This is a genomic window from Mycolicibacterium sp. 624 (assembly GCF_040548615.1).
GTDB lineage: Bacteria > Actinomycetota > Actinomycetes > Mycobacteriales > Mycobacteriaceae > Mycobacterium.
Genome location: NZ_JBEPRZ010000003.1, coordinates 710,422 through 733,280, shown reverse-complemented (window position 1 = coordinate 733,280; position 22,859 = coordinate 710,422). Strand labels below are relative to the sequence as shown.

The following is a 22,859-nucleotide window of genomic DNA, read 5'->3' as shown; positions in this document are numbered from 1 at the left end:
CGGGTCCGGGCCGCTTCGCGACCCTCGCGCGCAGCGGGCGATGCGAGGCCGCCCGGACCCTCGCCGCGCTACCTCTGACCTGACCCGCGTTTCACCTGGTTGAACGGCACGCCGCGGTCAGCTGCGGGCTCACGCGGGAAGCCCAGGATGCGTTCGCCGATGATGTTGCGCGCGATCTCATTGGTGCCGCCACCGAGCGAGGCGGCCTGGCGCGACAGGTACCGGTCGCCGTAGCTGGACAACCCGGTGCCGTCGTCGACGACACCGCGGCTTCCGGAAATGGCCACAGCGGTGTCCATCTCGAACTGAATGGTCTCGGCGTGCGTGATGCGGATGATCGACCCCGCCGCGGGAGGCAGCGAACCGTCGAGGACGCCGTGGTAGACGTGGTCGACCAGCTGCTCCTGCACGGTGCGGCGCACCAGCGCGCGTCCGGCGTCCGCGCGGACCCGGTCGTCATCGGCCTGGCCGGTGGCCGCCAGCAGAGCGACGTAGTCGATGGGCTGATCGCTCGAGCCCTCCGGGCCAATCCCGCTGGCGAACTCCGAACCACCGCCGACCGCGCGGCGCTCGTGGAACATCTGCCGCGAGGCCACTTCCCAGCCCTTGTTCACCTCACCGACGACGGCGTCGGCGGGGAGTTCGAGGTCGTCGAAGAACTCCTCACAGAATTCATTGCCGCCGTCGACCTGCTTGATCCGGCGCATCGTGATACCGGGACTGTCGATGGGCACCAGGAACATCGTCAGTCCCTCGTGCTTGGGCACGGTCCAGTCAGTGCGCGCTAGCAGCAGGCCGTAGTCGGCGGCGAAGGCGCTGGTGCTCCAGGTCTTGGCGCCGTTGATGATCCACTTGTCATCGCGTCGGTCGGCGCGTGTGATCACACCGGCCAGATCTGATCCGCCGCTCGGTTCGCTCAGCAGCTGAACCAGCACCTCGTCACCCCGGATCGCCGCGCCGATGCGGTCGCGCCTCTGCTCCTCGGTTCCGGTGTCGAGGATGGTGGCCGCACAGATGGTGAACGTCGGAGTGTTCAGAATGATTGGCAACTCGTAGCCGCGCGACTCGACGTCGAACGCCCGCTGGTAGGCCAACGGAAGCCCCAGCCCGCCGTACTCCCGGGGGAAGCAGATGCCGGCGAAACCGCCTGCGTGGAGCCGCTTCTGGAGTTCGCGGGCGCGCTGCCACGGAGCCTCCTCGCCGCGATCGGCGAACGGCGGGTTGTCCGGGTCGATGCGTGGCATGTTCTCGGCCAGCCATCTCCGAGCACGAGCGGCGAACTCAGCGACGGACTCCGCGGCCTCGGCGGGCGCGGTGGTGGCTGATGCGGTGTCGGTCATGACGCGGACTCCAACTCCTCGTGCAGCGCGTAGACACGCAGGTTGTGCTCCTCGGGCGTGCCGAACATCGAGCGGTTCAAGGTGACTCGGCGCAGATACAGATGCAGGTCGTGTTCCCACGTCACGCCGATGCCGCCGTGCAATTGGACGCAGAGTTGCAGCATGGGCGCTGCGTGTTCGCCGACGTAGGACTTGGCGACGCTCACCAGGAACTCCGCGTTGTCGGCACGTGCACCCACCGCGGCCGCCGCTGCGCGGGTGGTGGCACGCGTGGCCTCCAGCCAGATCTTCATGTCCGCGTACTTGTGCTTGAGCGCCTGATAGGACGCCAGGGGTCTACCGAATGAGTGCCGGTCCTGCGCCCACTGGACGGTGAAGTCGAAAACCGTCTCGAGGATCCCGAGTACCTCGGCGCACTGCAGAAGCTGCGCGATCTGCGCCTGACGGGCGATCAGGCCCGTCGTCTCCTGCGCCGTGCCGACGGCCGCGTCCGCACCGACCTCGACGCCGTCGAAGGTCACCTTGGCATGGCGCTTCACCAGATCGAGGGACTTCTGCACCTCGACGCTCACCCCCGCAGCATTCGCGGGGACCAGGAACTGTCGGAGCGCACCTTCCGACTGCGCGGTGACCAGGAAGACGCCGCTCTCAGCGCCGGCCTCGACACGGTCCTTGACTCCGTCGATCCGATATCCGGAGTCGGTGCGGGTGGCGGTCACATCGGCCACCAGCGGTGTCCAGGCCCGCTTGGGTTCGTAGACCGCCCAGGACGCGACGAGCTCACCGGACACCAGGGATTCGATGGTGGCCGAGTGGGTTTGCGCGTTGCTGGCATCGGCCAGGCCGGCGAGCACGGTGCTCACCGGATGCAGCGGACCCTGTGCCACGGTCCGGCCGATCAGTTCCGCGACAAGCGCCAGGTCGGCCACGCCATCACCGGAGACGCTGCCACCCCCGAGGCCCTCGGGGACGAGCAGGCTGGCCCAGCCGAGTTCGGCTGCCTTAAGCCACCACTCGGCGTCGAATGACACACCGTCTGCGTGCAGCGTGCGCACGTGAGACAGCGAGGCGCTCGACTGCAGGAACTCCTGAGCCGTTGACGCGAAGAGCAGTTGTTCCGGCGAGTCGGCCTTCGCTGTCATGCGATTGGTCCAGCGGTCATTCGATTGGTCCAGCCTCTTCAGGGTTGGGATGTGATCAGTTCAGGACGAGCGCGGGCACGTCGGGCTTGTGCACGATCTTGTTCGGCACCTTGAACAGGTCGATCATGTTTGCGCCCATGACCTTTCGGACGCCCTCCTCGTCGAGACCGTGCGCCTCGAGGTCATCGACCAGGTTGATCGGGTCGGCCAGGCCCTCCGGGTGCGGCCAGTCCGAGCCGAAGATGACGCGGTCGATACCGCACAGATCGGCCATCTGCTTGAAGTTGTCCTCCCAGAACGGCGCGACGTAAACGCAGCGCTTGAACGCCTGGATCGGGTCCTCGGGAAACGAGTCCGGCATCTTCGAGTAGACGTCCTTGAACTGATAGTGCAGGTAGGGCACCCAGGAGGCACCGTTCTCGACGGAAAGGATGCGCAGATCCGGATTGCGGGTCAGCGCGCCGTGGCAGACCAGCGCGGCCATCGTGTCCTCGATGGGACGCTTGCCCATCGCGACCATCCGGAACGAGGTCGGGGAGAACGGCTTGAACTCTGTGGCCGGTTCCCAGTCGTTGAGGTAGTTGGAGTACCCGCTGTCCGAGGCGTGCATCGAGACGGGGATGCCGGCCTTGACGCAGGCGTCCCAGAACGGGTCGAACTCCTCGACACCCATGGAGCGGCTGCCGCGGTAACCGGGCACCGGCGCTGGCCGGACCAGGACGGTCTTGGCGCCGCGCTCCAGGCACCACTCCAGCTCTTCCAGCGCGCGATCGACATTGCCCAGATTGATGACCGGGGTGGAGAAGATGCGATCTTCGTAGTTGAACTGCCAGGTCTCATACATCCACTCGTTGAGGGCGTGCACGATGTCGAGGATCAGGTCTGGGTCATCCTTGAGCCGCTCCTCGACCAGGCTGGCCAGCGTCGGGAACATCAGGGTGTAGTCAAGGCCGAGGCTGTCGAGAACCTCAAGGCGAGCCTCGGGATTGCGGAAGGCGGGTATGGCCTTCATGGGCTTGCCCATCACCTCGCGGTAGGACTTGCCGCCGCTGCCGTGCCGGAAGTAGTCCTCCTGCGCGCCGGGCCGGGCGACGACCTCGAACGTCGGGTTCGGGATGTAGTCGCTGACCACGTTGCGGACCATGATCTTGGTCCGGCCGCGGACGTCGATGTAATCGATGACGCCCTTGCGGTGATCCGGCAGGAACTGGGTCAGGGCTTCCTTGGGCTCATAGAAGTGGTTATCGGCATCGAAAACCGGATAGGACAGTTCGCGTGATGGCATATCCGCCTCCTGGAAGTCACATTATCGCTACTGGTAATGACGTTACCACGTCTGGAACAGGGAAAACAGAGGAGTGCGCGGAGTGAGTTTGGCGGGTGCACAGCGTGCAGGTCAGATGAGGTTTCGACGTGTGCTGACGGTCGGTCTGGAGAGCAAGCTGCCTGGAAAGGCGCGCTACCGGGAGATCGCGCGGAGGCAGAAGTCGTAGATGTGCTTGCCCTCGAGCGGTGTCCCGTTGAGTTCGGCGCCGAGAACACGAAGGCGCATCGCGCCCATCGCCGACTGCATGATCAGCGTGGCGGCCGGGTCGACGTCGATCTCCGGATCGAATGTGCCGTCGGTGATTCCGGCGACGATGATGTCGTTGATGAGCACCTTCACCGGGGACAGCACCCTGGCGTACTCCGCGGGCATGGTCTCGGCGAGGTGGTCGTTGTAGAACGTCAGGCCGCGGTTGATGCTGTCCTGTGTCGTGGAGGACGCCGGCGCGGCGACGCGCTCGATCAGGACGCGCAGGGCCTCGGGGGGAGCGAGGCTCGCGGTCTCGGCGCGCCAGCGCAGCGTGGACTCCGCCATGATCTTCTCGATCAGGGCCAGCAGCAGCTCATCCTTGCTGGAGAAGTGCTGGTAGAAGGACCTCAGCGAGGTCTTGGAGCGTTCGACGACCTCAAGCACGGTGAAGTCGGCGCGACCCGTCTCGCCCAGGATGGCGAGCGCCGATTTCATGAACCGGGTGGCGCGCGAATCCTCCTCAACGGGGCCGGCGACGGTCGACGCGGCCGAGGAGCGTTCGGTCGACTTGGCCATGAGAATGACGTTACCGTTTTCGCACAGTCTGTGGTGTGCTTGCAGCCGAGAATTCGCGACGGCAACAGAATTCGCCACCACGAGAAGGGTGTCTGCCATGACCGCACAGTCCGAACAATCCGAGTGGACCCTCGCTCGGCTGCTCGACCTCTTCGATGTCGAGCCCGACGGCACGGATCGCTTCGTGGGCCAGACGGGTATCGCGGGAGCCGACGAACGGCAGGTGGTCGAGGGGAGTCAGGTTCTCGCGCAGGCGATCGTGGCGGTGGCCAAACGGTTTCCGGAGAAGTCGGTGCGCTCGGCGTCAGCGGTCTTCTCCCGGGCTGTTCTGGTCGGACCACCGGTCGAGTTGACCGTCGATGTCATCGCTGAGGGGCGAACCACGGCGACCGCGGTGGTGTCGGTGAGTCAGAACGGCAAGCGCTGCATCACGGTCACGGTGTTCACCGATGTCCCATCGGGCGACGTCATCCGCCATCACCTGCCGCGACCCGACGTCGCCGCACCCGCCGACGCCAACGTGTCCGACATGCCGATGGTCGGTCGACAGCTGCGCCTTGTCGACGTCGTGGACGTCAACAGCCCCGATGAGGTCGGTCCGCCCGAACTGCACGCGTGGCTGCACTACGACACGGTGCCGACGCGTGATGACCTCGCGAAGGCGCTCATCGCGTACTTCACTGGCCACCTTGGTATTTCGGCGACGATGCGCGCCCATGAGGGTATCGGCACCAGTCAGGCGCACCTCACGGTGTCGACCGCGCCGATGACCATCGGCGTCAGCTTCCACGAACCGTTTCACTGGTCGGACTGGATCCTGTACACCCACGAGAGCACGCAGGTCGGCGCGGGGATGTCCTACATCCGCGGCACGATCCACACCGAGGCAGGCGATCTCATCGCATCGTTCACCCAGGACGCCATGATTCGCCCGTTGCGCACCACCGATACCTCGATCGACGCGTCCACACGGTTCTAGGCGCGACGATGAGTCTGGTCGCAGGCAGCGGTCCGCTCAGCTCGCATCGGCTGGGACGGCTGGCGCCGCCGGTGACAGGCTCCATCGTGTTCGTCGAGCCTCACCGCCGACGGGTGCAGGCGCTGCAAGCGGGTCGGATTGTCATCGACACCGAACGCGCACTGCTGGTGCACCGCGAGGGCAGTCCACTGAGTTTCGCGTTTCCCGTCGACGACGTGGGCGACCTGCCCCGACGACCCGAACCCGAGGCCCCCGGCTACGTCGTGGTGCCATGGGATGCGGTGGACACGTGGATCGAGGAGGGGCGTGCGCTGGTGCACTATCCGCCCAACCCGTATCACCGGGTCGACTGCAGGCCGACGAGGCGGCGGTTGCGCGTCGAGGTTGCTGGCCAGACTCTCGTCGACACCGATGACACCGTCATCGTGTTCGAGACATCCCTGGCACCAAGGCTTTACGTCGATCCCAAGCATGTCCGGACCGACCTGCTGAGTGCCACCGACACCTCGAGCTACTGCAACTACAAGGGTGTGGCCACCTACTGGGCGGCGGTGATCGGCGACACCGTGGTGCCCGACGTCGGGTGGAGCTACGCGGACCCGCTACCGGAGTCCGAGCCCATTCGCGGATTCCTGAGTTTCGAGGGACCCGACGTGCTGCTCGACGCGGAGTTACCCGCTGGCTGATGGCCGCTCAGATCTTGAGATAGCCCTTGTCGGCGGGGATCTGGGCGGCGGTGATCAACGACGACGCGTCGCTGGCCAACCAGAGGACGATGTCGGAGATGAGGTCGGGCGCGGCGAGCGAGTCAGTCGGCAGGGCGCCGGGGGAGAAGCTGTGGATGTAGGTCTGGTGGTCGGCGAGCATCTGGTACATCGACACGTCATTGCCCATCGGCGTGTCCGTGCCGTATGGGTGAACGGAGTTGACACGGATTCCGAACTCGCCCAGCTCGATTGCCAGCGAGTTCGTCAGCCCTACGACGCCGAACTTCGAGGCGCAGTAGTGTCCGCAACCCGGGACGGCCTTGATTCCCGCTGCCGAGCTGATGGTGATGATCGAACCACCGTTGCCCGCGGCGATCATCGGGGGCACGACGGCACGGATGGTGTTCCACACCCCGGTGAGATTGGTGTCGATGGTCTCCTGCCACTGCTGCGGCGAGATCTCCCACAGCCGACCCCAGTTCAACACCCCGGCATTGGCCACGACGATATCGAGTCGGCCGAACTGCTCGATGGCCTCGGCTACCACCCGTAGCTGGCCATCGGCGTCCCGGACGTCGACCTCCTTGGCGAGGATCTTTCGGCCCTCGTTCTCGACCAGTCGCACCGTCTCCGCGAGGTCCTCAGGGGTGGCCGCCACGTAGCCGTTACTCTCGGCCACCGGACCGCACGCATCGATCGCGACGACGTCAGCGCCGGCTCGCGCCAGCCGCACACAGTGCGAACGGCCTTGGCCCCGAGCCGATCCCGTGACGTACGCGACACGGCCAGCCAGTGGTTTGTGGGTGTCGGTCATGCCGATTGCTCCTTCGGTAGCGGTCGTGCCGTCACCGCGGCCGATCGTCGGGTGTACGCATAGTCGGTGAGTGGACCCCGTCGGGCGAACCAACGCGACGCGGTGATGGTCTGGGGCCGGTGGTAGACGGTCTCGCGGCGGGAGTTCACGAAGTAGGTGCTCAGCGTCGGATTGCACTCGGTGAAGTACAGGTGAGCGGTTTTACCGCGGCGGGCCATCAGCTCGTTCCACCGGTTGAAGGCGTCCTGGCTCACGGCGGCCACCTGCCGGTCGCGGTTACGCGTCTCGGCGATGACGCGCACGGCGTGGGCGGCCGTCGTCTCGACGAAGTCGCACCAGGCGAATCCGACGTAGCCGAGCGGCCCGACGATCTCCCACCGATTGGGCAGCCGCGGGTGTGCCGTGCCGGCATAGCTCTGCATACCGTGGGCGCGGTAGTACTCGGCGAGGTCGAATCCTCCTGCGCCGACAATAGTTCCCGGACGATAGGTCTCCGGATCAGTCCAGAGCTCATACCCGGTGGCCAGCACCAGAAGGTCGGCGGGATGGTCCACGCCGTCGGTGGTGCGCACGCCGTCGCGCGTGATCCGCTCGATGGGTGTCGTGATCAGCCGCGTGCCCGGATCGTTGAGCGCCGACAGAAATGCGCTCGAGATGACGGGACGCTTCGCCATGATCCCGTACCGGGGTACCAGGGCAGCTCGCGTCGCCGGATCACGCACCGTCGCCCGCAGCAACAGCCGGTACAGCCCGCGGCAGTAGGCGTCGTAGAACGGGATGAGCCGGACGAGGAGCCGGTCCGGCAGCCGTGAGAAGACGTGCACGATCGGGGCGATCATGGCAACGTCCATGAGCAGGCGCCCGAACGCGTTGACGGCGGGAAAGACACCGGGAATCCGCAGGATTCGGCGCATCGCAGGCGGGAGATCGAAGTCGATCTTCGGCAGTACCCAGGCCGGGGTGCGCTGGTAGACGTCGAGGCTGGCGGCGTCGGCAGAGACTGCCCCCGCGATCTGGACGCCGCTGGAGCCGGTGCCGATCACCGCGATCCGCTTGCCCGCGGTGACGTAGGTGTCGTCCCAGGCGTTGGGCCGCAGGACGGTTCCGGTGAAGTCCTCCAATCCGTCGATGTCGACGGAGTTCTTGGCGTTGACGTAGCCGCCGACCGAGCTGATCACGAACCTGGCGGTCACGACTCGCTGGTCTTCGATGTGTAGGTGCCAGAGGCCACTGACGTCGTCCCACCGCTGTTGGACAACCGGGGCATTCGCCATGAGGTGGTCGTAGAGGCCCATTTGGGCGGCGGTGTCCCGCAAGTACCTGTACAGCTCGGGTCCTGGTGCGAACAGCCGTGACCAGTCCGGGTTCGGGGCGAACGACAGTTGGTACCACAGGCTCGGGATGTCCACGGCGAGACCGGGGTAGTGGTTGTCGCGCCACGACCCACCGAAGTCGTCGGCCCGCTCGATGATGACGAAGTCCGTTATGCCCCGCTGTCGTAGCGAGTGAGCGGCGGCGATTCCGCCGGGCCCCGCGCCGATGATGGCGACTTCATAGTCGGGCTCGGTCATCGATGTCCTCCATGTGTTTCCCGGGTCGCTGCGCTCCTGCCCGCCGTGCCATATGTTCCCGTCAATCCGGCAACCGTGAACTCGGTGACGAATCTTTTGACAGCGCGCGGACTGTCGAGGTTCACGCCCATCGGGGGCAGCAGCTCGAAGCTGAACAGAACGCGCACGATCCATTCGGCTGCGCGCGCGGGATCGACGCCGGAGCCGATCTCACCGCGACTCTGAGCAGCCTTGACCAGTGGCTTCCACAGATCGATCGCGCGCCTGACCAGATCGTCGCCGATGTTGCGCAGTAGCAGGACAACGATGCTCTCGTTGACTCCGCCGGGTGCGACGTGGTCAGAGCGCTGGCGGTGGGCGCAGGTGAGAATCGCTGCGGCGCTGACCTGATCGACCAGTGTGTCGGATCGTTCGACCTCGGCTGCCATGGTCTCGACGAAGGCCGCCGCGAGATGGTCGAGCGCGGTCCTTATCGCATAGTCGCGGCTGCCGAACGCGTTGTGCACCGTGCCTCGCGAGACGCCGGCCGCCTCGGCCACGGCGGTGAGGCTGAACCGGCGCGGGCCCAGCCTGCGCAACGTTTCCCCGGCGGCGGCGAGCAGTGGGGGCGACACTGCCCGTCGGGGCTGGTCGGCAGGCGGCATTTGCACACATTAGCGATATCTGTTCAATGTGGTCAATGGGTGCCAGCACGTCGAGACAGCACGACGGGCGCCACCGAAATGGTGACGCCCGTCGTGAGCTGCGATGTGACCACCGCAGTGTGACTACCGCATAGTGACTACCGCACAGTGACTACCGCACAGTGACTACCGCACAGTGATTACGGCGTGCCGCCACCGGTGACCTGGCCGACCGCGTTGTTGATCGCGGTGCCGGTCTGCGAGATGGCATTCGTGCCCGCGGTGCCGACCTGGTTGAGGGCGTTGTTGCCCGCGGTGCCCGTCTGGCTGAGTGCGTTGTTGCCGGCGGTGCCGACCTGGCTGAGTGCGTTGTTGCCGGCGGTACCGGTCTGTGAGATGGCATTGTTGCCGGCCGTGCCGACCTGGGTGATCGCGTTGGTGCCCACGGTGCCCAGGTTGTTCAGGAAGCCGCCGAGTCCGCCGAAGAGGCCTCCGCTGCCGTTGTTGTTGGTGACTCCGGCGGTGACCTTGCCCGGGGTGACCTTGTTGCCGGTGTTCTTGACGACGTTCTGATCGGCCTGCGCCATCCCGGCGCTGCCGAGTGCCATCGCGCTGGCGAGTGCGGCGGTACCGGTAGCCATGGCGGCGGCGGTGATGATCTTCCGGACGATGCGGTGGCCCATGAGTGACTCCTTCAGCAACTGTTATTCCGACCGCAGCAAAGTTACCACGGCGCGTGGCGAATGGGTGCAATCGAAGTTCTTACGAGTTGTTGACCAACGGCCCGGCAGTGCTCCAGCGTGGCCAGTCGCCTATTCGATTTGATTTGCTATCCGATTTCGCGGTGTGCGGGTGTGCTCACCTCTGGTGGCAGCGGGCAGGTTACGTGACGCCTTGACCCGGGAAATTACTGGAAAACGCGAGGTGAACGACACGTCGTTAAACTGTTGCACGGCGCGTTGGTGGATTTGCCAAATCGCGGGACAATTCAGGTCGTTGGCTCTTCTAATCTCTAATCACGTCAATTATTCGCGACGTCTTCTAGCGCCGTCCGCTAGCGAATCGATGGAGCTTTGACATGAGTTCAGCAACTCTGCTAGTGAACGAATCTGGCTGGTTTGAACTCTCGTTGGACGCCGGAGAACGGCTAGGTGCGCTATGTAGCCGGAGCGGTGGCGCGCAGGCCAAACGAGGCGTGAGCGCGTCGCGTGGCGTCGAACCGGTGCCACTGCGTGAGCTGGTCGTCAGCGTTGCGGATCGACGTCCCAGGCGTGGTGGACGATGTCGTGCAAGTGATAGAGCGCAATGGAGCTGACGGTGAATTCGCTTCCATTGCCACGGAATCCACGTCGCGACCATCCGTCGTCGGGCACCGTGTCGTAGGTGTTGGCGACGGTGCTCGCCGCCTCGAGCAGCTCACCTGCGACGACGTCTGGCGACTGCGAGGCGTAGTCGTTGGCTATGGCTGTCTCGTTCTGGTCCCAGTTGGGAAATGACGGGTCGTGCTGGGTGAGCATCAGCCGCACCCGGTGATCGAAGATGCGGTGTACATCGCGGACGTGGCAGCCGTATTCGAGGACCGACCACACATCGGGTGCCGGACGTCTGGTCGCCGAGGCGACGTTCAGACGACCCGGCCAGGCCTGCGCGTCAGCGCGAATGCGTGTGGACACCTCCGCCGGCTCGACGGTCAGCGCATCGAAGCCGCAATCGGGGCAGGGCTCCCGAGTCACCCAGGTCCAGTCCTTGGTGTCGGGCTCGATGTCTCCCACGATCCGGGTCCCGGGCTCAGCCCTGTTGAAGATCCCGAGCCGAGAAGGTGTCGCACTTGTTCGGGTCGCCCGTCTGATACCCGACCGTGAACCAGTGCTGACGGCCCTCGGACGAACCGTGGGTCCACGACTCCGGGTTGACCCGGCCCGTCGCTGTCTCCTGAATACGGTCGTCACCGACCGAGGCCGCCGCTGACAGGGCATCGGCGATGTCCTTGTCGGTCAACGGTTCCAGGAACGTCTCGCCAGTGCTCTCCTGCTTGGTGATCGCGGCGTAGTGGGCCCAGACGCCGGCGTAGCAGTCGGCCTGCAGTTCGGTCCGGACCCCGTTGCCCTCGGCGCCCGCGGGTCCCTGCTGTGCCCGGCCGAGCACGCCCGCAAGGTTCTGGACGTGGTGGCCGAACTCGTGGGCGACGACGTACTCCTGTGCCAACGGGCCGCCGCTGGAACCGAAGTCCCGGACGAGAACGTCGAAGAACGAGGTGTCGAAGTACGCCGTTTGATCGGCGGGGCAGTAGAACGGGCCGACGTCGGCGGTGGCAGGACCGCAATTCGTCTGCACCTGCCCGTCGAAGAGTTGGACTCGCGGGCGGGTGTAGCCCCGCAGCAGCTGAGACCACACTCCGTCGACCGAGTTGCCCGTGGCGACCACGCGACACTGTGTGATGGAGTTCGCGTCCTTGCCGGTCTTGCACTGGCTGAGGTCGAAGCCCGGGGACTCCACGCCCTGCGTGTCGTATTCAGTGGTGCCGCCCTGCGGAAGCACGGTGCCGGGGTCGACGCCGAGGAAGAGGGCGAGGACCACGACGAGCAGGCCGCCGATGCCGCCGCCGATCGCGACGCGACGACCGCCGCCTCCGCCCCCGCTGCTCGACGTCGTGCTGGTGTCGATCTGCATACCCTCGTTGAAGGTCATCACACGCTCCGTTCGGGTCAATCGACACCGTGCCAGGGGGCTGGTGGCCAGCCGCGTTCAGCTTCCCACACTACGATTCTGGCGTGGCCGCTCAGCGCGAAACTGCGGAGATCCCGACCGTGGCGCACACCCGCGCCGGCATGCTCCGCGGGACCTGGAGGGCGGCGTCAACGTGTGGCGAGGCGTCGCGTACGCCGAGCAGCCCGTCGGACCGCGACGGTTTCTCGCACCCGCTCCGCCACAACCGTGGTCGGGTATTCGTGACGCGGTGGAGCACGGGCCGTTGCCGCCGCAGGGCCGGTCGTTCGTCGGGGGTGGGCGCGACGACCCGAAGGTCCGCGACGAGGCCTGTCTGACGGTGACGGTCTGGTCACCCGATCCGCATGGCGAGCTGCCGGTGATGGTGTGGATTCCCGGCGGCGCGTTCGTGTACGGGGCGGGGCAGCTGCAGCTCTACAACGGTTCGCGGCTCGCGGCCAACGGCGACGTCGTCGTGGTCAACGTGACGTATCGGCTCGGTGTGTTCGGTGGCTTCGAACTCGGCGACCTCGGTGACGGGTTCGACGACAACCTGTGCCTGCGGGACCAACTCGCGGCACTGGAGTGGGTGCGCGACAACATCGCCGCATTCGGCGGGGATCCCGCCCGCGTCACGGTGTTCGGTGAATCCGCCGGAGCGACATCGGTGTTGGCGCTGTTGGCCAGCCCTGCCAGTCGCGGCCTGTTCTCCCGCGCGATCGCACAAAGCCCGGCGTTGCCGCTGATCGCCGATCGTGAGACCCGCGCCGCTCGGGCTCGACGTTTCCTGGAACGACTCGGGGTCGGCGTCGACGAGGTCAAGGACCTGCCGCAGCGCCAGTTGCGGCGCGCGGCGGGGGAGTTGCAGGCCGAGAGCGTCGCCGACACACCGGCTCTGGCGTACGGCCTAACCCACGGTGTCGAGTTGCTTCCCCGACATCCGATCGACGCGGCCAGGGCGGGGGCGGTGTCGGGGGTTCCGCTGATCATCGGCACCAACAGCCACGAGGCGTCGATGTTCGCGTGGGGCAAGCCGCCGATGCTGCCCACCACGGCACCGACTATCGATGCCTACTTCGAGCGCACCGCGCCCGATGCCAGGGACGGCGTGCTGGCGGCCTATCCGGTCTACCCTCGGCGCAGCGCACTGATAGCCATCGGGTCGGACGCCATGTTCGGGGCGCCCACGTGGGCGTTCGCCGACGCGTACAGCGCCCATGCGCCGACCTACGTGTACCGCTTCGACCACACCGCGTGGACGCTACGGGCGTTGGGGCTCGGCGCCACGCATGGCAGCGAGATCGTCCACATCCAACACAGTTACGCGTCGTACCTGGGCCGCAAGATCCATCCGCTCGGCCGGCATGTGCAGCCCGCGGTCGGCAGGCGTATGCAGCGCACCTGGCTGGACTTCGCGACGCGCGAACTGGGACAGGACTGGCCGCGCTATGACTCGGAGGAACGTCGGACCCGCGTCATCCGGTCCACCCGCGATGACACCGTGGCCGACCCCGACCGGGTCAGGCGCTCAGCATGGGAGGGGTTGGTCTAGCCGTACCGCTCGTCGGTGTTCAATGCTCTTCGCGCAAGCGCTCATCGGTGTAGCGGCGGAGATTGTGCAGGAAGCGCTGGAACAACCACGCCATGACCGGCTGCCCCAGCGTCAGGCCGAGCCTGCCCGCCAGGCCGTTGGGCTTGATGGCCATCACCCACGTCAGATGGCAGCCGTTCTCGGTCTGCACCACCCGATAGTCCTCGGCGAACGCGGATATGGCGTTCGATGTGCTCTGATTGAAGCGGAATGCCATGTGGGAGAACGGCTCCCACGCGATGAACTCCTCGTCGCCGACGATGGTGCCGCGCATGCTGACGGTCCTGGTGGTGCCGACGCCGCGGGGCTCGGGACTGGTCCACTCCACGTTGGTGATCACCGTCGCCCAGTGCGGCCACGACTGTGCGTCGCCGAGCACCTCGAACAGCTGCTCAGGGGTGATCGCCAGATCGACAGTGCTGACGAACCGGAACGGTGCGCTGTCGATGAAGTCGAGCGAGACGTGTTCACACGGGTAGACCCTGACCATGGGTAGACACTCTAGGGCGCAGTGTCTACCCAGTGCCATCAGCCCGGGCCCTCGCCTGCCGCGGCGAGCAGCGGCACCAGCACGTCGCTGATCGGCGTGGCAAGCCCGTGCGCCGCCGCCTTGCGGGCGATGACGCCGTTGCGGATGTCCCACTCCAGCGGCCTGCCCTGCTCGCGGTCGGTCAGCATCGAGGTCGTCATGTCCTCGGGCACCTCGGTGAACAGGCGCACCGTCTGTTCGATCACCCCGTCGTCGAGCGCCGCACCCTCGGCACGCGCGACGGTGATGCACTCGGCTAGGTACCGGCGCGCGAGCCCCGCCACGTCGTCACGGCGGAACATGCCGGACTTGCGGCCTGTCAGGACCATCAGTCCGGCCACCGCGTTGACGAGCAGCTTGTGCCACGTCGCTGTGATGAAGTCGGGATCGGCGTCGACCGATAGCCGCGGCCCACTCAGCGTCCGCGCCAGCAGGCCCGCGGCGGGCACGTCGGGCAGCACCAGCCGCACAGGCGTGCGCAGCCGAACCCAGCCGTCGGGCTGCGTCTCGGCCGAGAACCAGACGACGCACGGCATGACCGTCGACTCGGGACAGTGCTGGCCCACCCGGTCCACCTGCTCGACACCGTTCTGCAGTGCCAGGACCACGGTGTTCGCGTCGCACAGCCGGGCCAGCCATGCGGCGGCCGCATCGTTCTGGGTGTCCTTCACGGCGAGCAGCACAACGTCGACGGGTCCGTTGATCGAGTCCGGGTCGGTGCGCACGGGTCCCGGCACGACGATGGGATCGCCGTCATCGGGCCTCAGCTCGATCGACTCCCGCGGTGTGCGCCCGCAGAGGATCACCGGATGGCCTTCGGCGTGTACCAGTGCGGCAATCGTGGAGCCGATGGCGCCGGGGCCGACGAGTGCGATGCTGGTGTCCACCATCGCCAAGCTACCGGTGGGAATTACCTGTGGATCGTCACCTCTAGACTGATCAGTCGGCCCACCCCACCATTCGAGGAGCTATTCGTGTTGCGCAGTCATGCCGCCGGTTCGTTGCGGTCCACCGACGCTGGGCAGACGGTGACGTTGGCCGGATGGGTGGCTCGCCGCCGAGACCACGGTGGCGTCATCTTCATCGATCTGCGTGACTCCTCCGGTGTGGCCCAGGTGGTGTTCCGCGACGCCGCCGTTCTTGAGCAGGCCCACCGGCTGCGCGCCGAGTTCTGCGTCACGGTCACCGGTGTTGTGGAGGTTCGCCCCGAGGGCAACGCCAACACGGATATCGCGACGGGTGACATCGAGGTCAACGCCACGACGCTGACGGTGCTGAGCGAGAGTGCGCCACTGCCGTTCCAGCTCGACGAGACCGCCGGCGAGGAAGCCCGTCTGAAGTACCGCTACCTCGACCTGCGCCGTGAGGGCCCCGGTAACGCAATCCGGTTGCGCTCGAAGGTGAATGCCGCCGCCCGCGGTGTGCTGGCCGACCACGACTTCATCGAGATCGAGACCCCGACGCTGACCCGCTCCACCCCGGAGGGCGCCCGCGACTTCCTGGTGCCCGCGCGTCTGCAGCCCGGCTCGTTCTACGCGCTGCCGCAGAGCCCGCAGCTGTTCAAGCAGTTGTTGATGGTCGCGGGTATGGAGCGGTACTACCAGATCGCGCGCTGTTACCGCGATGAGGACTTCCGCGCCGACCGGCAGCCCGAGTTCACCCAGCTCGACGTCGAGATGAGCTTCGTCGACCAGGACGACGTCATCGCGCTGGGCGAGGAGGTGCTGACCGCGTTGTGGCGCCTGATCGGGCATGAGATCGTCACCCCGATCCCGCGCATGACCTACGCCGAGGCGATGCGCCGCTACGGCTCGGACAAGCCGGACCTGCGCTTCGGCCTCGAACTCGTCGAGTGCACCGAGTACTTCAAGGACACCACGTTCCGCGTCTTCCAGGCCGAGTACGTGGGCGCCGTCGTCATGCCCGGTGGGGCCAGCCAGCCGCGGCGCCAGTTCGACGCCTGGCAGGAGTGGGCCAAGCAGCGCGGGGCCAAGGGCCTGGCATACGTCACGGTCGCCGAGGACGGCACCCTGGCCGGTCCGGTCGCCAAGAACCTCACCGACGCCGAACGCGACGGTCTGGCCGCGCACGTCGGCGCCGCGCCCGGAGACTGCATATTCTTCGCGGCCGGCGCCACCAAGCCGATGCGCGCGCTGCTCGGCGCCGCGCGCGGCGAGATCGCGCGTAAACAGGACCTCATTGACGCAGAAGCGTGGGCGTTCGTGTGGATCGTGGACGCCCCGATGTTCGAGCCCACAGGAGACGCCGTCGCCAGCGGCGACGTCGCGCTCGGCTACTCGGCCTGGACGGCGGTGCACCACGCGTTCACCTCGCCCAAGCCGGAGTTCCTCGACACCTTCGACACCGACCCCGCCTCGGCGCTGGCGTATGCCTACGACATCGTCTGCAATGGCAACGAGATCGGCGGCGGCAGCATCCGTATCCACCGCAAGGACATTCAGGAGCGGGTGTTCGCCGTGATGGGCATCGGCGAGGAGGAGGCGCAGGAGAAGTTCGGCTTCCTGCTCGACGCGTTCTCCTACGGCGCCCCGCCGCACGGCGGCTTCGCGATGGGCTGGGACCGCATCACGGCTCTGCTCGCCGGCGCGGACTCGATCCGAGAGGTCATCGCATTCCCGAAGTCGGGTGGTGGCGTCGACCCACTGACCGACGCCCCTGCGCCGATCACCCCGCAGCAGCGCAAGGAATCGGGAATAGATGCCAAGCCGAAGAAGTCGGAAGAGGTATGACCGAATTGGACAAGGGAAAGCTCGTGGCCGACACCGCCGCGCTCGATGACTTCAACCGCAAGATCGTCGAGGAGTTCCGGGCAAACGCCGGAATCGTCGGCGGACCGTTCGAGGGTGGCACCCTTCTGCTGCTGCACACCACGGGAGCCAAGTCGGGTCAGCCGCGGCTGTCCCCGCTGGCCTACCTGACGGTCGACGACAAGATGCTGATCGTCGGCTCCTACGCCGGTGCGCCCAAGGATCCGGCCTGGGTGCACAACCTGCGCGCCAATCCGCGGGCGCGGATCGAGGTGGGGACCGACGAGTACGGCGTCGACGTGCGGGAGCTGTCAGCTGCCGAGCGCGATGCCGCCTACCCGAAGGTCGTCGAGGTCGCGCCGGTGTTCGCCGACTACCAGGCCAACACGACGCGGGCGATCCCGCTATTCGAGCTGACCCGCGCCCGCAACTGAGCGATTTCGGCGCGGAAAAGCGCGCTGAGCGCTCCTTACCGCGCCGAAATCACAAGGGCGCTGGCGTCGTGGCCAACCGGCGCACCGCGGCGGCGAACTCCTGACGCACCGGCGCCCCTGAGACCACCAGGTCGACCATGGTCAGCGAGCAGTGCGTGTGACCGCGCGCACGGATGTGCTCGGTGGGCACGCCCGCCGCGGCCAGTGCATCGGCGTAGGCGGTACCCGCGTCACGCAGGACGTCGAATTCGCAGGTGACGACCACCGCCGGTGGCAGCCCGGTCAGGTCCGTCGCACGCAGCGGGGCGATGCGCGCGTCGGCACGCTCGGATGGTTCCGAGTACTGGTCGAGGAACCACTGCATCAGCGAGGTGTCCAGGTCGTATCCGTGACCGTTCTCGGTGTAGGACGCAGTTGACGTGTTGGCGTCGGTCACCGGTGCCAGCAGGGCCTGGCCGATGATGGCTGGCGCACCCGCTTCGCGCGCCAGTTGGCAGACCACGGCGGCGATCCCGGCACCGGCGCTCCAGCCGCCGACCATCAGGCTGCCTGGCGCGCAACCGAGCGGCTCAGCGTTGTCGGCGACCCAGCTCACGGCTGCGAAGCCGTCCTCGATCGCGGCCGGGAAGGGGTGCTCGGGGGCGTGCCGGTAGTCGACCGAGATGATGACCGAGTCGGTGCGCACGCACAGGTCCCGGCACAGCGGATCGTCGGACCGCGCGTCGCCGAGAACCCATCCGCCGCCGTGGAAGTAGACCAGGACCGGATGCGGACCGGGACTAGGCGGCCGGTACAGCCGGTAGCCCAGGTTGTCGGTCGCGCCGGGGTACAGACCGTCGACGATCTCGCCGACCTCGGGGCCCGGCGGACGCACGGTGGCGGCCTCGGCGACCGCGCCGCGTGCCTGCGCCGGAGTCAGCGTTTCCAGTGCCGGTGGATTCAGCGCCGCCAGTTCGAACAGGACCATTTGAACGTCGGGCTGCAAACGGCGGATCACGCCGTCTGCGCAATTCTGCCCGGCTGGTCCTAATCGTCTGAAACCCAGGCAATCTCGGGCCAGAACCTCGTCGCAGGCGGTGCGATAGAAGTCGACACCTGCGGCGTACGGCAGGAAGGCGCGCGGTTTGCCGGGGATGTTCGCACCCATGTACCAGGAGTCGGCACGGGGAAACAGCGTGATGTCCGCACAGTCCTGAACATGCTGCATCCATCCGGCCTCGGCGGTATCGGTCGGTTCAATGGTGTCGAAGCCATCGGCGCGCAGGCCGGTGAGCAGTTCGGCGACCATGTCCACGTGCTGCTCGATGGACACCATCATGTTCGACAACACCGACGGGCTACCGGGGCCGGTGATCAGGAACAGGTTCGGAAAGCCGGTGGTGGTCAGCCCCAGGTAGGTTGACGGCCCAGAGGCCCACTTGTCCCTGAGTATCTGACCGTCCCGCCCGGTGATGTCCACCGCGACGATCGCGCCCGTCACCGCATCGAACCCGGTGGCGAACACGATGGTGTCGAAACTGAAAGATCCGTCTGCCGTGTCGATTCCGTCTGCGGTGAGACCGCGTAGTGGATGCTCGCGCAGGTCTACCAGTGTGACGTTGGGCCGGTTGAACGTGGCGTAGTAGCCGGTGTCAAGGCACATCCGTTTCGCGCCGACCGGGTACGTCGTCGGGCACAGTAGCTCGGCGATCCTCGGATCGTCGACGGTGGCCCGGATCTTGTTCCGGAAGAACTCGGCCAGTTCGTGATTGGCGGCCGGGTCGCTCATCACGTCGGCGTATACGTTGATCGTCTCGAGCAGTTCGCCGATCTGCCAGGCGCGCTCGTAACGCTGTTCGCGCTCCTCTGCCGATACGCTGAAAGTCGGAGTGACACTGCGCTCCTGGGGGACACCGCCGCGCGAGAACCGTGCCGCTTCGCGGTAGGCCGCCTCGTCGGCGACGAGTTGGCCGAGCTTCTCCTGCGCCAGCGGACCGTTGTGCGCGGGTATCGAGAAGTTGGGCGTGCGCTGAAACACCACCAATTCGCGGGCCTGCGACGCGATATGCGGGATGGTCTGGACCCCCGAAGAACCGGTGCCGATGACCGCCACCCGTTTGTCGGTGAAGTCGACCTCGTCGTGTGGCCACCGATTAGTGAACAAGACCTCGCCCTGGAATCGGTCGATGCCGTCGATATCGGGTTGCTTCGGGATGGACAGGCAGCCGGTCGCCATCAGCAGAAAACGGCAGGAGATGCTGCCGCGGTCGGTGTGCACGTGCCACAGCGCGGTCCGCTCATCCCACTGAGCGCCCTCAACACGTGTGTTGAACTGCAGGTCGCGACGGAGATCGAACTTCTCGGCGACGTGATTGAGGTACCGCAGGATCTCGGGTTGGGTGGCGTACTTCTCCGACCACTGCCAGTCGGTATGCCAATCCGGGTCGAAGCTGTACATGTAGTCCACGCTCGGGATGTCGACCCTCGCGCCCGGATAGCGGTTCCAGTACCAGGTGCCGCCGATGTCATCGGCGGACTCGATGGCCCGTACGGAGAACCCGGAGCCCCGGAGCCTGTGCACCGCATTCAGTCCGGCGGCGCCGGCCCCCACTACGACGACGTCCACATCGGGTGTCTCCGATGTGGACGTCGGTTCGGTCTCCTGCTGTGTCGGTGACGGTCTCATCGGTTCCCCCGAACCCCGATCCGGTGTGTCGACCTCAGTATCGACCCGGCGGGGGAGCCGGGTAGCCGATCGAGCGATTTAGCCGAGACGCTCGATGATGGTCGCGTTGGCCATGCCGCCGCCCTCACACATCGTCTGCAGCGCGTAGCGGCCGTCGCGTTGTTCCAGGGCGTTGACCAGCGTGGTCATGATGCGAGCGCCGCTGGCGCCCAACGGGTGTCCGATGGCTATCGCGCCGCCGTTGACGTTGGTCTTGGCCAGATCCGCACCGGTGTCGCGGGCCCACGACAGCACGACTGGCGCGAACGCCTCGTTGACCTCGAACAGGTCGATGTCGGACAGCGCCAGCCCCGAGCGGGCGAGCACCTTCTCCGTCGCGGGAATGACACCGGTCAGCATGTACAGCGGATCCGAGCCGACCACCGTCATGGTGTGGATGCGGGCCAGCGGGCGAAGGCCAAGCTTGCGGGCGGCCGCGCCACTGGTGATCATCACCGCGGCGCTGCCGTCGGACAGCGGTGAGCTGTTCCCCGGCGTGATCTCCCAGTTGATCTGGGGGAAGCGCGCCGCATATGCCTCGTTGTAGAACGCGGGCCGCAGGCCGGCGAGCGTCTCGACGGTGGTGCCGGGGCGGATGATCTCGTCGGTCGAGAGGCCGGCAATGGGAGCGAGTTCGTTGTCGAAGAGGCCGTCCTTGGTGGCGCGGGCCGCCTTCTCGTGGCTGCTCGCGGAGAACTCGTCGAGTTCGGTGCGCGACAGCCCCCACTTGGCGGCGATCAGTTCGGCGCTGATGCCCTGTGGGACCAGTCCGTCGGGGTAGCGCGCGCCCATGCCTGCGCCGAACGGGTCGCTGCCCGGCAGCACACTGGAACCCATCGGGACGCGCGACATCGACTCGACGCCTGAGGCGATGACGATGTCATAGGATCCCGCGAGGACGCCCTGCGCGGCGAAACTGATTGCCTGCTGGCTACTTCCGCACTGGCGGTCCACGGTTGTGCCGGGCACGCTCTCGGGGAATCCCGCGCCGAGCAGTGCGTTGCGGGCGATGTTCACCGATTGGTCGCCGACCTGGGTGACCGCGCCGGCGATCACGTCGTCGATCTGGCCGGGATCGATCCCGGTGCGTTCGACGACCTCGCGCAGGCTGTGTGCCAGGAGGTCCACCGGCAGAATGTCGTGCAGTGCGCCGCTGGCCTTGCCCTTGCCGACAGGGGTGCGTACGGCGCCGACGATGACGGCGTCGCGGTCGGAGTATTGGGTGCTCGAAACGGACATGAGGTGCTCCTGAACTCGTCGCTGAGTACTGCTCTCTATACTTAGGTGTAACACCTAGGTATTGTTGCGACAACCCAGCCACGGAGTGATGTACATGACAGTCCTGCAGGGACCGCTCACCGACCGCGACAAGTGGTCGGCCGTCGGGCAGTGCCCGATCGAGAAGACGATGGCCATCGCGGGCACGAAGTCGGCGATGCTCATCATGCGCGAGGCGTACTACGGCACCACCCGGTTCGACGACTTCGCGCGGCGCGTCGGCATCACCAAGGCCGCCACGTCGGCGCGGCTCACCGAACTCGTCGAGGCCGGCCTGCTGACAAAGCAGCCGTATCGGGAGCCCGGCCAGCGCAGCCGCGACGAGTACGTCCTCACCGAGGCCGGCACCGAGTTCATGCCGGTGGTGTGGGCGATGTTCGAGTGGGGGCGCAAGCACCTCGAGGACAGCCGGCTGCGGTTAACCCATCTCGACTGCGGTGCGGAGGCGAGTGTGGAGATCCGTTGCGCCGCCGGCCACGATGTGCCACCCGACGAACTCGGGATGCGACTGGTCAGCCGTCCTCGGTCAGGTACTTCATGACTGGTGATGCGGACATCCGCCGAAGTGAGGTGAAGCACACCTGCGGCGAGTCCCCGATGAGGTCTCTGCGGACTCCGCTTGCGGTTACCGTCTCGGGGTGTTGCATTTACGGGTGATCGCGCCGGAAGACCTGCGCGACGAGGTGATCGACGTACTCCGCCGTGAGGTGGGCGTCGCGAATCTGGTGCTTCATCCCGGTGTCGCGCTGGACCCGCCGGGCGACGAGATCACCGCCGACCTCGCCCGCGAGTGCGCCAACAACGTGATCAGGGAACTCAAGGCGCTCGACGTGCAGCACCGCGGCGCGATAACCCTCGAAGTCCTCGACACCGTGCTGTCGAGCAAGGCTCACAAGGCCGAGGACGACGCCGAGGGCGACGCGGCCGACGCCGTGGTGTGGGACGAGCTCATCGGACGCACGCGGGAGGAGGCAACGCTGTCCGTCACCTTCGTGCTGTTTCTCACGCTGGCCTGCCTCCTCGCCGCGATCGGCGCGGTGACCGACTCGACGGTCACCGTCGTGGGCGCGATGGTGCTCGGCCCCGAGTTCGGGCCTCTGGCAGCACTGAGTGTGGCGATCGTGCGACGACGAACCGATCTGGCTCGCCGCGCGGCAACGGCGCTGCTGGTCGGATTTCCCGTGGCGATGGGCATCACAGCGCTGGCGACGGTCGCCTGCGAGGCGGCGGGACTGCTGAGCCTGGACACTGTGCGGAACGTGAAGGAGGTTGACTTCATCTTCCAGGTGGGACCGCTGAGTCTGGTCGTCGCGCTACTCGCGGGCGCGGCTGGAATGCTCTCCCTGGTGTCGGCGAAGTCGGCCGCGCTCGTCGGTGTCTTCATCTCGGTCACAACCGTTCCGGCGGCGGGGTTCGCGGTCGTGGCAGCGATTCTCGGGGACTGGGACGTGGCGGCGAAGTCCGCGGCCCAACTCGCCATCAACCTCGTCGGGATCACTGTCGCAGGCGTTCTGGTGCTGGTGATTCGGCCCCGCGGCAGGCTTGTCCCGCACTCGGCTCCTAGTTAGCGGGGGCCAGCCG

At 66.6% G+C, this 22,859-nt stretch carries 20 protein-coding genes and 1 pseudogene; 7 read left to right on the top strand and 14 right to left on the bottom strand.

Annotation, left to right across the window (positions count from 1 at the left end):
* Positions 1-68: 68 nt before the first annotated feature.
* The 4 genes from ABIA65_RS16345 to ABIA65_RS16330 all read right to left on the bottom strand — a co-directional run bounded on the left by ABIA65_RS16345 (position 69) and on the right by ABIA65_RS16330 (position 4,574).
* A complete protein-coding gene (locus ABIA65_RS16345; protein ID WP_241399314.1) occupies positions 69-1,340 on the bottom strand; it encodes an acyl-CoA dehydrogenase family protein in 1,272 nt (423 codons plus the stop codon).
* Positions 1,337-2,482, bottom strand: coding sequence for an acyl-CoA dehydrogenase family protein (locus tag ABIA65_RS16340; protein ID WP_241399313.1), 1,146 nt, complete (start codon positions 2,480-2,482; stop codon positions 1,337-1,339). Before ABIA65_RS16340 ends, ABIA65_RS16345 begins: the two co-directional genes overlap by 4 nt.
* 55 nt (positions 2,483-2,537) lie before the next feature.
* On the bottom strand, positions 2,538-3,767 hold the full coding sequence (locus ABIA65_RS16335; RefSeq protein WP_241399312.1) for an amidohydrolase family protein: 1,230 nt from the start codon (positions 3,765-3,767) through the stop codon (positions 2,538-2,540).
* A gap of 174 nt (positions 3,768-3,941) precedes the next feature.
* The gene (locus tag ABIA65_RS16330; RefSeq protein WP_241399311.1) at positions 3,942-4,574 is read right to left on the bottom strand and encodes a TetR/AcrR family transcriptional regulator; all 633 of its coding nucleotides are present in this window, start codon (positions 4,572-4,574) and stop codon (positions 3,942-3,944) included.
* Between the two features lie 97 nt (positions 4,575-4,671).
* Here ABIA65_RS16330 and ABIA65_RS16325 point away from each other — a divergent pair, with 97 nt between their 5' ends.
* Positions 4,672-5,553, top strand: a complete 882-nt coding sequence (locus tag ABIA65_RS16325) for an acyl-CoA thioesterase (RefSeq protein WP_241399310.1) — start codon at positions 4,672-4,674, stop codon at positions 5,551-5,553.
* Positions 5,554-5,561: 8 nt separating this feature from the next.
* Positions 5,562-6,239, top strand: a complete 678-nt coding sequence (locus ABIA65_RS16320) for a DUF427 domain-containing protein (RefSeq protein ID WP_241399309.1) — start codon at positions 5,562-5,564, stop codon at positions 6,237-6,239.
* A gap of 7 nt (positions 6,240-6,246) precedes the next feature.
* Here the strand turns inward: ABIA65_RS16320 and ABIA65_RS16315 are convergent, their stop codons facing one another.
* The 6 genes from ABIA65_RS16315 to ypfJ all read right to left on the bottom strand — a co-directional run bounded on the left by ABIA65_RS16315 (position 6,247) and on the right by ypfJ (position 11,956).
* The gene (locus ABIA65_RS16315; protein ID WP_241399308.1) at positions 6,247-7,074 is read right to left on the bottom strand and encodes a mycofactocin-coupled SDR family oxidoreductase; all 828 of its coding nucleotides are present in this window, start codon (positions 7,072-7,074) and stop codon (positions 6,247-6,249) included.
* The gene (locus tag ABIA65_RS16310) at positions 7,071-8,645 is read right to left on the bottom strand and encodes a flavin-containing monooxygenase (protein ID WP_241399307.1); all 1,575 of its coding nucleotides are present in this window, start codon (positions 8,643-8,645) and stop codon (positions 7,071-7,073) included. Before ABIA65_RS16310 ends, ABIA65_RS16315 begins: the two co-directional genes overlap by 4 nt.
* Positions 8,642-9,289: a TetR/AcrR family transcriptional regulator gene (locus ABIA65_RS16305; protein ID WP_354524188.1), complete on the bottom strand. Its 648-nt coding sequence runs from the start codon at positions 9,287-9,289 to the stop codon at positions 8,642-8,644. Before ABIA65_RS16305 ends, ABIA65_RS16310 begins: the two co-directional genes overlap by 4 nt.
* Before the next feature lie 179 nt (positions 9,290-9,468).
* Positions 9,469-9,951: a hypothetical protein gene (locus ABIA65_RS16300; protein WP_354524187.1), complete on the bottom strand. Its 483-nt coding sequence runs from the start codon at positions 9,949-9,951 to the stop codon at positions 9,469-9,471.
* Between the two features lie 561 nt (positions 9,952-10,512).
* Entirely contained in the window at positions 10,513-11,040 is a 528-nt protein-coding gene (locus ABIA65_RS16295) for a DinB family protein (RefSeq protein WP_354524186.1), read from the bottom strand.
* A gap of 16 nt (positions 11,041-11,056) precedes the next feature.
* Positions 11,057-11,956, bottom strand: a complete 900-nt coding sequence (gene ypfJ / locus ABIA65_RS16290; protein WP_241399304.1) for a KPN_02809 family neutral zinc metallopeptidase — start codon at positions 11,954-11,956, stop codon at positions 11,057-11,059.
* Between the two features lie 140 nt (positions 11,957-12,096).
* Here ypfJ and ABIA65_RS16285 point away from each other — a divergent pair.
* Positions 12,097-13,526 (top strand): annotated as a pseudogene (locus ABIA65_RS16285) (carboxylesterase/lipase family protein).
* Positions 13,527-13,545: 19 nt separating this feature from the next.
* Here the strand turns inward: ABIA65_RS16285 and ABIA65_RS16280 are convergent.
* Positions 13,546-14,055 carry an SRPBCC family protein gene (locus ABIA65_RS16280; RefSeq protein ID WP_354524185.1) on the bottom strand — a complete coding sequence of 170 codons (510 nt, stop codon included), beginning with the start codon at positions 14,053-14,055 and terminating at the stop codon, positions 13,546-13,548.
* A 38-nt stretch (positions 14,056-14,093) separates the two neighbouring features.
* Complete coding sequence (locus tag ABIA65_RS16275) at positions 14,094-14,984, bottom strand: oxidoreductase (protein ID WP_354524184.1); 891 nt, start codon at positions 14,982-14,984, stop codon at positions 14,094-14,096.
* An 84-nt stretch (positions 14,985-15,068) separates the two neighbouring features.
* Between ABIA65_RS16275 and aspS the strand changes: the two genes are divergently transcribed.
* Entirely contained in the window at positions 15,069-16,844 is a 1,776-nt protein-coding gene (gene aspS, locus ABIA65_RS16270) for an aspartate--tRNA ligase (RefSeq protein WP_354524183.1), read from the top strand.
* Positions 16,841-17,296 carry a nitroreductase family deazaflavin-dependent oxidoreductase gene (locus tag ABIA65_RS16265; RefSeq protein ID WP_354524182.1) on the top strand — a complete coding sequence of 152 codons (456 nt, stop codon included), beginning with the start codon at positions 16,841-16,843 and terminating at the stop codon, positions 17,294-17,296. Before aspS ends, ABIA65_RS16265 begins: the two co-directional genes overlap by 4 nt.
* 49 nt (positions 17,297-17,345) lie before the next feature.
* Here the strand turns inward: ABIA65_RS16265 and ABIA65_RS16260 are convergent, their stop codons facing one another.
* Positions 17,346-19,961: a flavin-containing monooxygenase gene (locus ABIA65_RS16260; RefSeq protein WP_354524181.1), complete on the bottom strand. Its 2,616-nt coding sequence runs from the start codon at positions 19,959-19,961 to the stop codon at positions 17,346-17,348.
* A gap of 78 nt (positions 19,962-20,039) precedes the next feature.
* Entirely contained in the window at positions 20,040-21,239 is a 1,200-nt protein-coding gene (locus ABIA65_RS16255) for a thiolase family protein (protein WP_354524180.1), read from the bottom strand.
* A 94-nt stretch (positions 21,240-21,333) separates the two neighbouring features.
* On the opposite strand from ABIA65_RS16255, the gene ABIA65_RS16250 reads away from it, so the two are divergent.
* Both ABIA65_RS16250 and ABIA65_RS16245 read left to right on the top strand, forming a co-directional pair.
* Positions 21,334-21,819 (top strand): winged helix-turn-helix transcriptional regulator, encoded by a 486-nt coding sequence (locus tag ABIA65_RS16250; RefSeq protein WP_241399296.1) that lies wholly within the window; start codon positions 21,334-21,336, stop codon positions 21,817-21,819.
* Positions 21,820-21,916: 97 nt separating this feature from the next.
* Positions 21,917-22,846, top strand: coding sequence for a DUF389 domain-containing protein (locus tag ABIA65_RS16245; protein ID WP_241399295.1), 930 nt, complete (start codon positions 21,917-21,919; stop codon positions 22,844-22,846).
* Positions 22,847-22,859 lie beyond the last annotated feature (13 nt).

Excerpts from the sequence above, each read along its gene's own strand:
- ABIA65_RS16345 (WP_241399314.1), bottom strand. The coding sequence starts at position 1,340 with ATGACCGACACCGCATCAGCCACCACCGCGCCCGCCGAGGCCGCGGAG.
- ABIA65_RS16340 (WP_241399313.1), bottom strand. The coding sequence starts at position 2,482 with ATGACAGCGAAGGCCGACTCGCCGGAACAACTGCTCTTCGCGTCAACG.
- ABIA65_RS16335 (WP_241399312.1), bottom strand. The coding sequence starts at position 3,767 with ATGCCATCACGCGAACTGTCCTATCCGGTTTTCGATGCCGATAACCAC.
- ABIA65_RS16330 (WP_241399311.1), bottom strand. The coding sequence starts at position 4,574 with ATGGCCAAGTCGACCGAACGCTCCTCGGCCGCGTCGACCGTCGCCGGC.
- ABIA65_RS16325 (WP_241399310.1), top strand. The coding sequence starts at position 4,672 with ATGACCGCACAGTCCGAACAATCCGAGTGGACCCTCGCTCGGCTGCTC.
- ABIA65_RS16320 (WP_241399309.1), top strand. The coding sequence starts at position 5,562 with ATGAGTCTGGTCGCAGGCAGCGGTCCGCTCAGCTCGCATCGGCTGGGA.
- ABIA65_RS16315 (WP_241399308.1), bottom strand. The coding sequence starts at position 7,074 with ATGACCGACACCCACAAACCACTGGCTGGCCGTGTCGCGTACGTCACG.
- ABIA65_RS16310 (WP_241399307.1), bottom strand. The coding sequence starts at position 8,645 with ATGACCGAGCCCGACTATGAAGTCGCCATCATCGGCGCGGGGCCCGGC.
- ABIA65_RS16305 (WP_354524188.1), bottom strand. The coding sequence starts at position 9,289 with ATGCCGCCTGCCGACCAGCCCCGACGGGCAGTGTCGCCCCCACTGCTC.
- ABIA65_RS16300 (WP_354524187.1), bottom strand. The coding sequence starts at position 9,951 with ATGGGCCACCGCATCGTCCGGAAGATCATCACCGCCGCCGCCATGGCT.
- ypfJ (WP_241399304.1), bottom strand. The coding sequence starts at position 11,956 with ATGACCTTCAACGAGGGTATGCAGATCGACACCAGCACGACGTCGAGC.
- ABIA65_RS16280 (WP_354524185.1), bottom strand. The coding sequence starts at position 14,055 with ATGGTCAGGGTCTACCCGTGTGAACACGTCTCGCTCGACTTCATCGAC.
- ABIA65_RS16275 (WP_354524184.1), bottom strand. The coding sequence starts at position 14,984 with ATGGTGGACACCAGCATCGCACTCGTCGGCCCCGGCGCCATCGGCTCC.
- ABIA65_RS16265 (WP_354524182.1), top strand. The coding sequence starts at position 16,841 with ATGACCGAATTGGACAAGGGAAAGCTCGTGGCCGACACCGCCGCGCTC.
- ABIA65_RS16260 (WP_354524181.1), bottom strand. The coding sequence starts at position 19,961 with ATGAGACCGTCACCGACACAGCAGGAGACCGAACCGACGTCCACATCG.
- ABIA65_RS16255 (WP_354524180.1), bottom strand. The coding sequence starts at position 21,239 with ATGTCCGTTTCGAGCACCCAATACTCCGACCGCGACGCCGTCATCGTC.
- ABIA65_RS16250 (WP_241399296.1), top strand. The coding sequence starts at position 21,334 with ATGACAGTCCTGCAGGGACCGCTCACCGACCGCGACAAGTGGTCGGCC.